At 60.3% G+C, this 13,640-nt stretch carries 14 protein-coding genes and 1 riboswitch; of the genes, 5 read left to right on the forward strand and 9 right to left on the reverse strand.

From position 1 onward, the window contains the following. Nucleotides 1-68: 68 nt before the first annotated feature. From JOE29_RS19725 to JOE29_RS19740, 4 genes are all read right to left on the reverse strand, one after another. Entirely contained in the window at nt 69-1,433 is a 1,365-nt protein-coding gene (locus JOE29_RS19725) for a DUF1329 domain-containing protein (protein ID WP_004402712.1), read from the reverse strand. 28 nt (nt 1,434-1,461) lie between these two features. Beyond that, nucleotides 1,462-3,399, reverse strand: coding sequence for a DUF1302 domain-containing protein (locus JOE29_RS19730; protein WP_004406890.1), 1,938 nt, complete (start codon nt 3,397-3,399; stop codon nt 1,462-1,464). A 308-nt stretch (nt 3,400-3,707) separates the two neighbouring features. Continuing rightward, entirely contained in the window at nt 3,708-5,390 is a 1,683-nt protein-coding gene (locus tag JOE29_RS19735) for a fatty acid--CoA ligase (protein ID WP_024691953.1), read from the reverse strand. Nucleotides 5,391-5,547: 157 nt separating this feature from the next. Beyond that, the gene (locus JOE29_RS19740) at nt 5,548-6,180 is read right to left on the reverse strand and encodes a LysE family transporter (RefSeq protein ID WP_010424771.1); all 633 of its coding nucleotides are present in this window, start codon (nt 6,178-6,180) and stop codon (nt 5,548-5,550) included. Between the two features lie 237 nt (nt 6,181-6,417). On the opposite strand from JOE29_RS19740, the gene JOE29_RS19745 reads away from it, so the two are divergent. Together JOE29_RS19745 and JOE29_RS19750 are read left to right on the forward strand one after the other, a co-directional pair. Then, nucleotides 6,418-7,416 carry a class I SAM-dependent methyltransferase gene (locus tag JOE29_RS19745; RefSeq protein WP_210079784.1) on the forward strand — a complete coding sequence of 333 codons (999 nt, stop codon included), beginning with the start codon at nt 6,418-6,420 and terminating at the stop codon, nt 7,414-7,416. 39 nt (nt 7,417-7,455) lie between these two features. After that, nucleotides 7,456-7,640, forward strand: a riboswitch (yybP-ykoY riboswitch). 22 nt (nt 7,641-7,662) lie between these two features. After that, complete coding sequence (locus tag JOE29_RS19750) at nt 7,663-8,247, forward strand: TMEM165/GDT1 family protein (protein ID WP_003408669.1); 585 nt, start codon at nt 7,663-7,665, stop codon at nt 8,245-8,247. A 54-nt stretch (nt 8,248-8,301) separates the two neighbouring features. Here the strand turns inward: JOE29_RS19750 and JOE29_RS19755 are convergent, their stop codons facing one another. From JOE29_RS19755 to JOE29_RS19770, 4 genes are all read right to left on the reverse strand, one after another. Further along, nucleotides 8,302-9,120 (reverse strand): M48 family metallopeptidase, encoded by an 819-nt coding sequence (locus JOE29_RS19755; RefSeq protein ID WP_003346150.1) that lies wholly within the window; start codon nt 9,118-9,120, stop codon nt 8,302-8,304. Nucleotides 9,121-9,303: 183 nt separating this feature from the next. Beyond that, a complete protein-coding gene (locus JOE29_RS19760) occupies nt 9,304-9,933 on the reverse strand; it encodes an SOS response-associated peptidase (RefSeq protein ID WP_003365552.1) in 630 nt (209 codons plus the stop codon). Nucleotides 9,934-9,961: 28 nt separating this feature from the next. Next, nucleotides 9,962-10,222 (reverse strand): DUF2007 domain-containing protein, encoded by a 261-nt coding sequence (locus JOE29_RS19765; protein WP_003346143.1) that lies wholly within the window; start codon nt 10,220-10,222, stop codon nt 9,962-9,964. Further along, nucleotides 10,222-10,404 carry a CPXCG motif-containing cysteine-rich protein gene (locus JOE29_RS19770; RefSeq protein WP_003318204.1) on the reverse strand — a complete coding sequence of 61 codons (183 nt, stop codon included), beginning with the start codon at nt 10,402-10,404 and terminating at the stop codon, nt 10,222-10,224. The genes JOE29_RS19765 and JOE29_RS19770 overlap by 1 nt, the downstream gene beginning before the upstream one ends. Nucleotides 10,405-10,507: 103 nt before the next feature. Here JOE29_RS19770 and JOE29_RS19775 point away from each other — a divergent pair, with 103 nt between their 5' ends. After that, a complete protein-coding gene (locus JOE29_RS19775; protein ID WP_024692321.1) occupies nt 10,508-11,674 on the forward strand; it encodes a 1-acyl-sn-glycerol-3-phosphate acyltransferase in 1,167 nt (388 codons plus the stop codon). 299 nt (nt 11,675-11,973) lie between these two features. Further along, entirely contained in the window at nt 11,974-12,180 is a 207-nt protein-coding gene (locus JOE29_RS19780; protein ID WP_003346138.1) for a hypothetical protein, read from the forward strand. A 66-nt stretch (nt 12,181-12,246) separates the two neighbouring features. Here JOE29_RS19780 and JOE29_RS19785 read toward each other — a convergent pair whose 3' ends face one another. After that, entirely contained in the window at nt 12,247-12,828 is a 582-nt protein-coding gene (locus JOE29_RS19785; RefSeq protein WP_003346137.1) for a YajG family lipoprotein, read from the reverse strand. A 228-nt stretch (nt 12,829-13,056) separates the two neighbouring features. On the opposite strand from JOE29_RS19785, the gene JOE29_RS19790 reads away from it, so the two are divergent. Further along, complete coding sequence (locus JOE29_RS19790; RefSeq protein WP_210079785.1) at nt 13,057-13,290, forward strand: hypothetical protein; 234 nt, start codon at nt 13,057-13,059, stop codon at nt 13,288-13,290. The last annotated feature ends 350 nt before the right edge of the window (nt 13,291-13,640 follow it).

The raw sequence follows: 13,640 nt of genomic DNA on the forward strand, positions 1-13,640 counted from the left end.
AGCCCCGTTCAAGGGGCTTTTCAGGAGCACGAGGCAGACGCTGAGCTACAGCGTGTATCGATCAGGTATCAACGAACCCCTTCCTGACGCAGCGCGTTGGGGGTGAAGTCGCTGGTGCCGGCCGTGAAGCCGAACTCGTAGGCTTTCTTCTCTTCGTTCTTCATGCCCAGCGCCACGTAGCGACCCGATTGCAGGTCATACAGCGTTTCTACCGCGTACCACGGCACTTGCTTGTCGTAGTAGTTTTCCGAGTGCGCCTCGGCCACGCGCCACAGCTGACCACGTCCGTCGTAATGGTCGATGACCGCGGCCTGCCAGGTGTCTTCATCAATGAAGAAGTCACGCTTGGCATAGATATGACGCTGCCCTTCCTTGAGGGTGGCGGTCACGTGCCAGACGCGGCGCAGCTCGTAGCGGGTCAGGTCCTGGTTGATATGGCCGGCCTTGATGATGTCGGCGTACTTGAGCGTCGGATCGTCCAGCTTGTGGCTGTTGGAGGCGATGTACATTTCCTGCTTGCCGATCAGTTTCCAGTCATAGCGATCCGGCGCACCGTTGTACATGTCGAGGTTGTCAGACGTGCGCAGCCCGTCGGACGCAGTACCCGGCCCGTCATAGGACACCTGCGGCGCACGACGGACGCGGCGTTGACCGGCGTTGTAAAGCCATGCCGAGCGCGGCTCCTTCACTTGATCGAGGGTTTCATGCACCAGCAGCACGCCACCGGCCAGACGCGCCGGGGCGGTGACTTCCTGCTTGAAGTAGAACAGCACGTTGCCTGGATTTTTCGGGTCGAAATCCCTCATCTTGTCGCGAAACACGAACTGATCGGAGAAATACACCAGGCTGTAGGAGCCGTTGGGCTGTGGCGTGGCCTGGGTGACCAGACGCTTGACGCTGCCGCCCCGGTAGCGGGTGATGTGGTTCCAGATGACCTCGACACCGCTGGCCGGGATCGGGAACGGGATGGCCGTATCGAAGTTTTCCAGACCACTGCCGCCACCGACCAGCTTGGTGGTGGTGGCATTCTTTTTGATCGCGGCGAACACGTCATCCGGCACGGTAGCACCACGATGGGTCGGGTAGACCGGAATCCGGTAGCTGTCCGGGTAACGCTTGAACATCGCGTATTGGCCCGGCGCCAGCTTGTCCTTGTACTGCTCGACATTGGCCGCGGTGATGATGAACAGCGGTTTTTCACTCGCGTACGGGTTGGCAAGGAAACCCTTGCTGTCCACCGCCCCGGCGTTTTTCGGCATCGGGCTCCAGGCCGGAATGGTGTTGGCCGCATTACCGGCCTTTTCGGCGCCCATCGGCGTCAGTGAGGTGCCCAGCTTCGCAGCTTCGGACTCGGACACCGCAGCCATCACACCGGTCGCCAGCAGCGACATCCCCAGAACCCCAGCCTGCAACAGATTTTTTGTTATTTTCATGTTCGTCGTCATCCTGAAAACCATGTTCTTAGAAGTTCATGCCGAAGCTCAGCGCCACGAAGTCCCGGTCGTCGACCGTGGTGTACTTGCCATCAAAGAAGTTGGTGTAGGAAAGGTTCGCGGTGTAGGTGTTCTGGTACTCGGCATCGAGCCCCAGGCTGACGGCCTTGCGCCCCTCTTCGAAGTTGCCGCCAGGGCCGGGTGAATAGCCTTTGACGTCATGCGACCAGGCCACGCTCGGCTTGAGGTTGACCCCGGCGAACACGCTGTTGTAATCCCAGATGGCGCGGGCGCGGTAGCCCCAGGAGTTGGCGGTGGTAAAGCCGTCGTCTTCGCAATAGCGGGTCAGGTTGTTCTGCTCGGCACCGGTCAGCGTGCCGGCGTTCAAGGTTGCGCATTGACCGCCAGGCAGCGGCCCTGGGCCGTACACCGGATCGCGTCCATAACGGATTTTGGAGGTGCTTTCGAGCCCGCCCACGTGGGTCCAGCCCACTTCACCGACCACCGTGAGACGCTCGGCGCCCATGACCTGATCGAAGAACTGGGTAAATGTGGTCTGCATCTGGGTGATTTCTTTGCGGCGATAACCGGCTTGATCCGTATTCGGCTGCCCGCTGAGTAGCGACACGTTGGGGTTGAGCGGCGAAATACCCGAATAGAGGATGTCGGTGGTATTGACCTGAATCGGCGCGTTGGGGCGATAACTGATCTCGCCGCTCCACGCCGTACCGGTGGGCAGAGTGGTCGAGAAGCTCAGGCCGTACAGACGAATGTCTTCGGGGTATTCGACGTAGTAACTGGAGTTGCCTGCCACAACCACCGGCAGCAGGCTGGGGGCCAGCGCGGCGGCAGTGCTGGCAGGAATGCCATTGCGAACCAGCGAACCGACCAGCCCTTGCGGACTGAACGAAGCAGCAGAGCCGCCGCGCCCGCTGAAAATCGGTGCACGGCTGTGGTAATTCATCATGTACGCGCCGAACTCGGTGTCCAGCGGTTCGAAGTTGTAACGCAAGGCGAAACCGAACTGGCCGCTGTCACGCGCATCGCGGTCAGGGCCTCGGCGCACCACCGCGCCCTCATCCGGGTTACCGAACACCACGCCCTGCTGCGACAGTGAATTGAACACCGCACCGCGCGCCCCGGCTGGCAGACCGGCCGCCGTCAGCGAGCTGTTCAGGCCGCTGCGGCTGCGCAAGACCGCGAGGTTGTTGTTGCAGCCATCGGCAATCACATCCGGTTGCGAGAAGAAGGTGCCGCAGTTGTCGACGACCGTCTGATCCCATTCCAGCTGGTAGAAACCTTCGGCAGACAGGTTGTCGGTCAGGCTCTGCGACAGGTAGAACATGTTGACCGGAATCAGGCCTTCCTTGATTTCCGACCCGGGTCGCCGGAAGGCCGAGACATCGACCGGGTTGACGCTGTTGATGCCGCCCTGAATGAAGGTACTTTCCCCCCAACTGATGACCTGCTTGCCAAAGCGCACCGCGCCCGGCTGATCGGCAATCGAATAGTTGTGATAGACGAAGGCGTCGAGCAACTGGAACCCGGACGACTTGGCGCCCTCCTTGCGGCCCGAGTCGCTGATGTCCTTGAACTCGCGGTTTTCATCCTTGAGTTCGAAGTCGTACCAGTATTTGCCGCGCAGGAAAACACCGGTATCGCCGTACTTAAGTTCCAGATCATGAATGCCCTTGAATATCTTCGAAAACGTCTCCCCACGCTTGAAGTTCAAGTGACCGTCATCGGACGTTTGCGACAAACCACGCCCGCCGTTGTTGGCGCCGATCAGGTTCTTGTTGGGATTGGCCGTCGACCAGCTCGCGCCCACCGACAGCGACGAGTCGAAACTGCCTTCGATCTCGCCGACGTTGAAGGTCACGGCAAAAGCCGGGCCGGCGAGCGAAGAGGCAAGGCTGACAGCCAGAGGCAGCCTGGCCCGACGCCAGAAGGGGGATGTGCTTGTCATCGACGCTACTCCTTGTGTTTTATTGTTATGGCGGTGGGGAAATCCAGAAACGAATCAGTCATCGAATCAACACACGCGCCAGGTCCGTTCTTGCCATTCCCGGTGCAGACTATAGCCAGCACGCTCTGACGCTAGATCCCTCTAAAGTGTGATTTGCACGACCAACGCCTCTGGACCGCCCGTTTCCGGGAAGCCGCCAAAAAACATGTGCGGGGAGGATGGCGTAATTTGCAAATTTGGCAAGTCACAGAGCAGGACCTGCAGCGCAGACACGTGCCGTCGCCGACCGATACGGCACGTCCGAGGTGTCAGAGGGTCGAGAGAAAGGCACTGTTGCTGCTTTGCCACTCCACGATGTCCCGGCGCATGCGCTTCTTGTCCAGCTTGCCGACGCTGGTCTTGGGAATTTCGGTAACAAGCGCGATCTGGCTGGGAATGGCCCACTTATTGATGTGACCTTGCTCGACAAACGGCTTGAGGTGTTCCTTCAAACCCTTGGCGTCGAGCTGGTGGCCATCGTGAATCACCAGCAAGGCAAACGGACGTTCGCCCCATTGCGGATCGGCGATGCCGACCACTGCCACTTCGCGCACTGCCGGGTGGCGACTGCACAAGTCTTCGAGTTCCAGCGAGGAAACCCATTCGCCACCGGTCTTGATCACGTCCTTGATGCGGTCGCGAATGTCGATGAAACCCATGCCGTCCAGCGTCGCCACATCGCCGGTGTGCAGCCAGCCCCCCGCCCACAACTCGGCGCCTTTTTCCGGCTCGCGAAAGTAGCTTCCGGTCAGCCAGGGCGCACGTAAGACCAGCTCGCCTTGGGTTTCGCCGTCGGCCGGAAGAGAGTTGCCCTGTTGATCGATGATGGCGGCCTCCACCAGCATCCCCGGCACGCCGGCCTTGATCCGGTAGGTGATGCGCTCGTCTTCACTGCCGGCTTTCAACTCTTCGTTGATGTGCGCTACGGAAATGAGCGGTCCGGTTTCGGACATGCCGTAAGCGGCAGTGAGCTGGATGCCACGGGATTTGGCGGCCTGATACAGACTGCGAGTCAGGGAGCTGCCGCCAATAATGATCTTCCAGCCGCCGAAATCGACGTCCTGAGCAGACTTGGCGTTCAGGAGCATTTGCAGGATGGTCGGCACGCAATGGGAGAAGGTGACTTTCTCCCTGCGCCACAGCTCTACCAGCAACTCGGGATCGTAGCGGCCGGGGTACACCTGTTTCAGACCGAGCATGGTTGCCGCATAGGGAATGCCCCAGGCATGCACGTGAAACATCGGTGTGATCGGCATGTAAACGTCATCGGTGCCCAGCAGTCGGGTGCTGTCGATACAGCCCATGATGGTCGCCACGCCCATGGTGTGCAGCACCAGTTGGCGGTGGGTGAAATACACGCCCTTGGGGTTGCCGGTAGTGCCGGTGGTGTAAAACGTGGTGGCGACCGAGTTTTCATCGAAATCCTCGAACACGTACTCGGGGCTGGCCGCAGCCAGCAGGGTCTCGTACTCGCCCACCAGGTTGGGCAGGTCGGCGCTCTTGTCTGGCAAGTCGGTCAGCAACAGGGTCTTTTCGACCGTGTTCAGGTGTCCGGACATGGCCTGATACAGCGCCGTGAACTCGCTGTTCACCAGCACCAGACGGTCATCGGCGTGGTTGATGGTGTAGGCGATCTGCTCGGGAGAAAGCCGCACATTGACGGTGTGGATGACCGCGCCAATCATCGGGATGGCAAACATGCACTCCAGGTAGCGGTGGCTGTCCCAGTCCATCACCGCCACCGTGTCGCCGGCCTTCACGCCTGCCGCCGTCAGCACGTTGGCCAGGCGGCAGATGCGTTCGTTGAGGGTCGCGTAGGTATAGCGGACCGAATCACGGTAGATGATTTCGCGCGTCTTTTCATAACGACCGCCCGACAACAGCAGGCGCTTGATCAACAGAGGGCACTGATACGCGCCATCGGCGGGCGCAAGAACGCGAGTCTGTAACATATGAAGCCCTTTTCAAAGTCCATAGGCGTGCTGAAAATATGCACTCTAGGGCCTCGGGCTGCCAGTGAAATCAGTAAAAGGGATGATTTGCCGAGACGCCCCGCGCTGTCTGCAAGGGGCGTCCGGACTGCTGCATATGCAGGCCTGAATTCAGCGTTCAGTGGACCTCGGTCAGCGCCAGCTTGATGCCCAGCGCGATCAGCACGCCGCCCATGGCCCGGTCGAACCAGTGCCCCATGCGCGCGAATCCTGCGCGCACCCGGGCCTGGCTGAACAGTCGCGCCACCAGACAGAACCACGCCGCCGTCGCCACTGCGAGGTACACGCCGTAACCGCCCTGCACCAGCAATGGGGTGTGCGGATTGATCACCACGGTGAACAACGAGAGGAAGAACAGCGTCGCCTTGGGATTCAGGCCATTGGTGACAAAACCGCTGATGTAGGCACCGCGCGCCGTGCGCTCGCAGGGAGTAGCCTTGATGGCGGCATCGTCCGTCGCGGCGGCTGGCTTGGCGCGCAACGCCTTGATGCCGATGTACAGCAGATAAGCAGCAGCTGCCCATTTCAGCGCGTTGAACAGCACGATGGACTGGGAAACGATAATTCCGATCCCCAGCAGCGAATAGCCCACATGCAGAAAGATCGCCGAGCCGACGCCCAACGCCGCCCAGGTCCCTGCCTTGCGCCCATGAGCGACACTTTCACGCACCACCACCGCGAAATCCGGACCGGGACTGGCCACTGCCAGCAGGTGAATCAGCGCAACGGTAAGAAATTCTGCCAAGTACATGTGGGACCTCCTGGAGGATTGACGTCTGACCCGGCAGGTTACGCTGTCTGGTGTCCTCGCAACAGGTGCCGGCATTGATACGATGCAGAGCTTGCTCTAACTATGGTGCGACGCTGGAGCGTGAGGAACGATCATCGTAACTATCGTGCGGCGCTCCGCGTCGCATGCCGTTCTGGACGCTCCGCGTCCTCTTGGCCCATATCCTGTTAGACTGCGCGCTTTTTCAGGAGCCATTCCATGGACCCGCGCAGTGAAGTGTTACTCCGTCAGGCCGAGCTGTTTCAGGGCTCGCTGTTGTTGGTCGGGCTGCCCGCCGATGACCTGCTCGGAAAACTGCCGGATGCCCGTGGATGGTGCTGGCACGCCGGTGATCAGGCGGCTCTGGACGCACGTTTTGAAGGGCGCGTGGATTTCGGTGTCGAAGCGCCACAGACTGACTTCGAAGCCGCTGTGCTGTTCCAGCCCAAGGCGCGTGACCTGACCGACTACCTGCTCAATGCACTGGCCTCGCGACTGGCCGGACGCGAGCTGTTTCTGGTCGGCGAGAAACGCGGCGGCATCGAAGCGGCTGCCAGGCAACTGAGCCCTTTCGGCCGCGCGCGCAAGCTGGACAGCGCTCGCCATTGCCAACTGTGGCAGGTCACCGTCGAGCACGCACCGCAAGCCGTCAGCCTGGAAAGCCTCGCCAAGCCCTACCAGATCGAATTGCAGGACGGACCGCTCACCGTCGTCAGCCTGCCCGGCGTTTTCAGCCATGGCCGCCTCGACCGTGGCTCAGCCCTGTTGCTGGAAAACATCGACAAGCTGCCCAGCGGCAACCTGCTCGACTTCGGTTGCGGCGCCGGAGTACTGGGGGCGGCGATCAAGCGTCGTTACCCGCACAACGAAGTCATCATGCTCGATGTCGATGCCTTCGCCACCGCCAGTTCACGCCTGACCCTGGCCGCCAATGGCCTGCAAGCCCAAGTGCTGACCGGTGACGGCATCGACGCAGCACCGATGGGTTTGAACACCATTCTGAGCAATCCGCCGTTCCATGTCGGCGTTCATACCGATTACATGGCAACGGAAAACTTGCTGAGAAAAGCACGCCAACATCTCAAATCAGGCGGCGAACTGCGCCTGGTGGCGAATAACTTCCTGCGTTATCAGCCGCTGATCGAAGAGCACGTCGGCCAGTGCGAAGTCAGGGCGCAGGGCAACGGTTTCAAAATCTACAGCGCCAAACGCCCCTGAAATAAGCACTTGCCGAAACGTTTTCGCGGAGGCAGAATCCGCTCCGTCCTAGGGGAGTAGTCTCCCACGAGCGCCATGCTCGTCCGGCACGTATCAACATACTTGGTCCTCAGACCATGGTACGTGCGACCCGGAATCCGCTCAGACGGATCGGTGGTTTGACAAGACCTATGACACGAACACCTTACCCGGGGCGGGGAGGTCGTACGTGTCATAGCCGTGTTGACCCGCCCCTTAGGAAACCTGATGCTGGAATCATTCTTAGTCCCTACCGCAGTGGTCGCGCTCGCCGAAATCGGTGACAAGACGCAGTTGCTCGCGCTCGTTCTCGCCGCGCGCTTTCGCAAGCCATGGCCGATCATTGCCGGCATCGTTGCCGCAACCCTCGCCAACCATGCGGCAGCCGGCGCTGTAGGTGCCTGGTTCAGCAGCTATCTGTCAGACGCAGTGCTGCACTGGATCCTCGCCGCCAGCTTTACCGCCACGGCGCTGTGGACACTGGTTCCGGACAAGATGGACGATGACGAGGCCAGCACGGCACGCAAGTTCGGCCCGTTCATGACCACGCTGATCACGTTCTTCATCGCTGAAATCGGTGACAAGACGCAGATCGCCACGGTGATGCTGGCGGCGCAGTATTCCTATCTGTGGCTGGTCATTCTGGGCACCACGGTGGGCATGCTGCTGGCCAATGTGCCGGTGGTGCTGGCGGGCAATTTCGCCGCAGAGAAGCTGCCGCTGACCCTGATCCGCCGACTGGCTGCCTGCGCGTTCTTCGTGCTGGCGCTGGTAGCGGTTTACAAGGCAATGCAAGTCAGCGGCTGGGTGTGATGCTGGCCCGTAGCGTTGCGAAAACCCTCGCAACGCTACGGGCGACTCATCCACTCAGGATTTAGCGGCTTTCTGGTACAGCGGCATGACTTTCGGTATCGCAGCCTGCAACGAAGCGATGCGACTTTCCGAGGCCGGGTGAGTGCTCATGAACTCAGGCTGCGAACCACCGGAGTTCTGGGTCATCTTCTGCCACAGGGTGATCGCCGCATTCGGGTTGTAACCGGCGCGTGCGGCCAGTTCCAGACCGAGCAGATCGGCTTCGTTCTCGTTACTGCGGCTGTTGGGCAGCGTCAGGCTGTAGTTGACCACGGTATCTGCCAACGCCAGGCTGTCCTGTCCCAGTCCCAGCAAGGCACCTGCGCCCTGCTTGGCCATTGAAACACCGTATGCCTTGGACATCGCTTCACGCCCGTGCTCGCGCAGGGCATGGGCGATCTCGTGGCCCATGACCGCCGCGATTTCATCGTCGGTCAGTTTGAGGGTATCGATCAGGCCACTGTAGACAATGATCTTGCCACCAGGACCACAGTTGGCGTTCAGCTCGTCGCTCTTGATCAGGTTGACTTCCCACTGCCACTGCGCCGAATCAGGCCGTAATTTGGGCGCCTGGGCAATCAGTCGATCGGCGATTGCATGAACCCGCTTGGCATTGGCGCTGGTGGTGTCCAGCACCCCTTTGCTGGTCGCCTCGCCAACGGTCTGCTGGTAGGACTGGGCGTACATTTTGTTGACTTCATCCGTGGAGAGCATGCTGAACATGTACTGTTTGCGCTCCACACCGACCGAGTCGCCACTCGTGGTATTGACTGCCTGACACCCGCCGAGCAGCAACGCAGCGCTCAAGGCACAGAAGGCAAATGAAGGACGCATGGTGTATCTCCTTGTGTATGAAACGGTCAGTCCCGGGGCAGACCTCTGCGCCAGATACCGGCAAACTGGCATCTTGGTCTTTGACAGGGATGGATGGTTCCCGCAGGTGTGTCCAGTTTGTATCAGATGTCCTTCAACGCGGATATCGGATTTGTCCGATTCGGTGTTTTTTGCCTTGCCCTACTAACTTAGCGGCGTGAGGCACTCGGGGGCATTCAGCTTCGGATCATTGACCAGATTGGCCAAAGGCCGTTCGCGCAGCGCCGTCTGCGGGGCAGCCAGCAACGCTTGCAGGGTCGGCAGCGGCGTGTCGGCGGCCAGCCAGTCTTTCTGACCCTTGGCATCCAGAATCAACGGCCGACGCTGGGTCGCAGCCGCCTGGGTGACCACCGCGACGCTCAGGTAGGTATGCCCCTGCACCGGATAGGCTTCCCAGATCGCGGCGAAAAACAGCGCGGCGCCCTCCCCCGGCGTCAGCCAGAAAGGACGCTTGCGCACCGTGCCACGCCATTCGTAAAAGCCGTTGGCGGGCAGCAGACAGCGGCGATGGGTGAAGGCATCGCGAAACATCGGCTGCTCGGCCACGGTTTCGGCGCGGGCGTGGGCAGGCGTTTTCGACAGGTCGGTGAGCCAGGCCGGGGTCAGGCCCCAGCGCGCGCGCACCAGTTCGATACCATCAGCGTTTTCGGCGGCACGCATGATCAACACCCAGTCGGCTGGCGAAATATTCCATTGCGCCTGCTGATCGGCAGGAAAACCGGGCAAGGCGGCAAAGGCAGGGGTCCAGCGAAACAGGGCGTAGCGTCCACACATGGGGGCTAATCAGACTCTTTTAAGGTGCTCAGCACACCAGTACATCGGGGAAGTCGTCCGGCTCATCGCCAGACAGGGGCGAGGCGCTATTGTACGCAGTGATCAACGCTCGTGCGCGGGCGACCTGCGCATCTTCGACCTTGAGTGCCAGAAGCCCCAGCCCCGGTAGCTCGCCCATCGCCCCGAGCAGATCGCGACCGGCCAGGTGCGCGTTGACACCTTCGCTGGCAAGCATTGCCAGCAGCAACTCGGCCTCCATCAGGTTCTCGGGCTCGTAGATCTTCTGCATCACTCGTTCTCGCTGCGAACGTCCAGATTCCAGTCTTCGCCGTCGGTCTGCAGGTCGAAAACGATCGGGCGGCAACAGACCGGACAGTCTTCAATGTACTGTTGATCGCCGCCGGAAAGGTCCAGTACGGCTTCGACAGGTTCGCCGCAATAAGGGCAGTCGTAACTCTGTAATTCCTGCATCACGGTCTCCGGGATCAGTTATGCGTATAATTGACCCATTCTTCAGAAGGCAGTTTTAACAAATCCGTCTTCTTTTTACCCTATTCGATTCAAACAAGAGAGCATGATGGGCGAATTTGATGCCATCCGACCTTACAACGATGCAGAAGTCCCCGCCGTCTTGGCACGTCTGCTGAGCGACAAAGCCTTTCTCGCCATTCTGACCCGATTCCGCTTTCCACGCCTGGCGGGCGCGTTCGGCTGGCTGCTGCAGCCAACCCTGGCACGCAAGCTGCGCCGCGAGTTTGCCGGTATCGACTCGGTCGCCACGCTGCAGGACAAGGTCGAATATTACGTCGACCACACCATCGAACGCGCCACGGACGGGGTCACCTACACCGGCGTCGAACAGCTGAAGTCCGGTTGCGCCTACCTGTTTCTGGCCAACCATCGCGATATTGTCATGGACCCGGCGTTCGTCAACTACGCCGTGTACCACGCAGGCCTGCCCACTCCGCGCATCGCGATTGGCGACAACCTGCTGCAAAAGCCATTCGTCAGCGACCTGATGCGTCTGAACAAGAGCTTCATCGTGCACCGCTCGATCATCGGGCGGCGCGAGAAAATGGCGGCTTATCAATTGCTGTCGGCGTACATCAATCACTCGATCACCCAGGACTGCCAGTCGATCTGGATCGCTCAGGCCGAAGGCCGCGCCAAAGACGGTGACGACCGTACCGAGTCGGCGATCCTCAAGATGTTCCACATGAGCCGCAAGGATGAGCCATTTGGCGACGTGATTCGTTCGCTGAACCTGATCCCGGTGTCGATCAGCTATGAGTATGATCCGTGCGACAGCGCCAAGGCCCGCGAGCTGTACATTCGTGCGACAACCGGCGCCTACACCAAGACGCCGGGCGAAGACGACGTGAGCATTGCCCTGGGGATCACCGGCTATAAAGGCCGTGTGCATGTGAACTTCGCACCGCCGATCACCGAGCATTTCGAGGACACTAAGCAACTGGCCATCGAGATGGATCGGCAGATTCTCGGCGGCTATCGGCTGTTCCCGGTGCATTACCTGGCGTACGCGCAGTGGAGCGATGCCGATCCGGCGCTTGAAGTGCCGAAGGCTGAAGCGCTGTTCCCGGCCGATGAACTCGAGCGCGCCAGGGAAGAGTGGGAAAGCCGCCTGGCAGGCACGCCGATCGAGCACCGCCCTTACATGATTCAGCAATACGCGACTCCAGTGCGCAACCAGTACCGCGTCAAGGCAGGGCTGGCGCTTTAAGACCTGGAACGCCTATCGTGCCCATGCTACGCGTGGGTACGCACTTCTGGACGTTCTGTGTCCAGTCTGGAGCGCGTCAACGCGCCGTGACGCAGAGCGTCACCCGAGGTATTCCCACTCGGTGCGTGAGGACCGCGATAGGTGTACGGGCGAGCACGTGTCATGCCCAGGCTACACGTGGTCATGACCCCCCGAAATATCCTGCACGACAATTCTCTGCCGCTGTCACCCCAACGTCATACTTCACCTGCATTGTGTGGCTCCTCGAGAAACGGACTTCCCTCTCTTTGGAGCTTGTCATGCTGCATGCAAAAAATCAGGATCGCCTTTATCTCATTGCCCCAAGCGATGAGCAGCAGGAGTTGATCGATGGCCTGGCCTTCAATGTTCAGGACCGCCACTGGCTGGTCTACTGCGCACTGGGCGGGCATGTTCATCATGATCTGCCGGATCTGGATCAGGACACGGGCTTGAGTTTTCTGGACTTTTACCAGCAGGCAGCCTGATACCAAACCCTGAACAGCAAAAAGCCCGGCCCCTTCAACAGGGGCCGGGCTTTTTTTATCGCATGCTTACTGCGACAGGGTCGAACCGATGGTCGGGTCCTGGAAGACGCGGGTCAGTGCGTCGCTCAACACGTCGCTCACCAGCTTGGTGTTGGTTTCCTGATTCGGTGCCATACCGAAACGCTGGTCCAGCGATGCGGCGTAACGACCACTGTAGGTGCGGCCGTTATTGCGCACGTCAGCGCGGAACGTCGAGCTGATGGTGGCTTCAGTCACGTACAGACCTTCCTTCGGCGACTGGTACTTCAGGTCTGCCAGGGTCACGGTCAACTGCGGAGCGCTGCCGCCCTGGGTCGGCGTAAAGCCCAGCAGGCGTACGGCGGCTTCAGCCTGAGCCTGAAGCTTGGGAACGATGTCGGCACCGGTGACGCTGATTGCGCTGGTTTCCGGGTACATGCCACCGCGCGTGCCCAGCGTCGGCCCAGGACGGCCGTCGACGACACGCACCACCACAGGCTGACCACGCCCTACCGCCGCCAGCTGCGCGTTTAGCTTGGGCGTGGGGCTGAGTTGTTGCGGACTGTGGGCACAGCCCACCAGGGTCAAACTGCTTACAGCAAGCAAACCGAACAAAATGCGACGCAGCATGCTCATTTCTCCATGGGCCAGACACTGAATGTGCCGCAGTATAGCGGCCTGTAACAGCCGCTAACCAGAGGCCACTGACCGTTAAGCCTCGGACATTCGCCACGCATCGGGGTTCACGCCGCAACGCAGGGCAAGATTCATCCGGCACGGTGTAATCAGGGCGTCACATCCACACGGCAGACTCGCCTCCATCGCACAGACGCTCATTCACGTCACAGGAGCTGCGCCATGAATCTGTTCCGGTCTCTGTTCACTGCACGCCCCCAGCATCGCCACTACGCGCGTATCGATCAGGCGGGCGTCTGCCGTGCGTTCAAACACTGCGCACAACGTCCGACCGGCGTGGAATGGGTCGAAGTGACCGAGCAACGGCTCAGCTGGCTGAATCAGCCACTGCCCGCCAGCGCACGCATGACGCAGCGTAGCGAACGCTCAGCGCGCGGCCAGTTGCTCACCGCCTGACCGGAGAGCGAATAAAAGTCATTTAAAGCGATCAATTCCTGCCATTTCATCGCTATAATCTCCCCCCGATTATAAGGACGTCTCCTGATCGGGCCTCGCAGCACTGCTAATCGCCGTATTAGCGCCTTCGTAATGCCCACAGAGAGCCGCCCACACAGGTCATTTGCGCACGAGTGTGCTCGATGAAAGGTGAAGAATGCTCGAATCGTATCGAACCTTTCTCGCCGGCCAGCGCCTCACTCTTTATGCGCCTGACCTGCCAGCGCTGTCATCGCAGCCATTTCGAGGTTTGGTTCGCGTTCCCAAAAGGACGTGAAAAACGGGTTTCACTACTTCACAAGAGTGTGGCG

It is taken from the genome of Pseudomonas sp. PvP009 (assembly GCF_017832995.1).
In the GTDB taxonomy this organism is placed as follows: Bacteria; Pseudomonadota; Gammaproteobacteria; order Pseudomonadales; family Pseudomonadaceae; genus Aquipseudomonas; species Aquipseudomonas syringae.

Bases quoted from the DNA above. Each gene is read 5' to 3' on its own strand.
- JOE29_RS19725 (WP_004402712.1), bottom strand. From the start codon at position 1,433: ATGAAAATAACAAAAAATCTGTTGCAGGCTGGGGTTCTGGGGATGTCG.
- JOE29_RS19730 (WP_004406890.1), bottom strand. From the start codon at position 3,399: ATGACAAGCACATCCCCCTTCTGGCGTCGGGCCAGGCTGCCTCTGGCT.
- JOE29_RS19735 (WP_024691953.1), bottom strand. From the start codon at position 5,390: ATGTTACAGACTCGCGTTCTTGCGCCCGCCGATGGCGCGTATCAGTGC.
- JOE29_RS19740 (WP_010424771.1), bottom strand. From the start codon at position 6,180: ATGTACTTGGCAGAATTTCTTACCGTTGCGCTGATTCACCTGCTGGCA.
- JOE29_RS19745 (WP_210079784.1), top strand. From the start codon at position 6,418: ATGGACCCGCGCAGTGAAGTGTTACTCCGTCAGGCCGAGCTGTTTCAG.
- JOE29_RS19750 (WP_003408669.1), top strand. From the start codon at position 7,663: ATGCTGGAATCATTCTTAGTCCCTACCGCAGTGGTCGCGCTCGCCGAA.
- JOE29_RS19755 (WP_003346150.1), bottom strand. From the start codon at position 9,120: ATGCGTCCTTCATTTGCCTTCTGTGCCTTGAGCGCTGCGTTGCTGCTC.
- JOE29_RS19760 (WP_003365552.1), bottom strand. From the start codon at position 9,933: ATGTGTGGACGCTACGCCCTGTTTCGCTGGACCCCTGCCTTTGCCGCC.
- JOE29_RS19765 (WP_003346143.1), bottom strand. From the start codon at position 10,222: ATGCAGAAGATCTACGAGCCCGAGAACCTGATGGAGGCCGAGTTGCTG.
- JOE29_RS19770 (WP_003318204.1), bottom strand. From the start codon at position 10,404: ATGCAGGAATTACAGAGTTACGACTGCCCTTATTGCGGCGAACCTGTC.
- JOE29_RS19775 (WP_024692321.1), top strand. From the start codon at position 10,508: ATGATGGGCGAATTTGATGCCATCCGACCTTACAACGATGCAGAAGTC.
- JOE29_RS19780 (WP_003346138.1), top strand. From the start codon at position 11,974: ATGCTGCATGCAAAAAATCAGGATCGCCTTTATCTCATTGCCCCAAGC.
- JOE29_RS19785 (WP_003346137.1), bottom strand. From the start codon at position 12,828: ATGCTGCGTCGCATTTTGTTCGGTTTGCTTGCTGTAAGCAGTTTGACC.
- JOE29_RS19790 (WP_210079785.1), top strand. From the start codon at position 13,057: ATGAATCTGTTCCGGTCTCTGTTCACTGCACGCCCCCAGCATCGCCAC.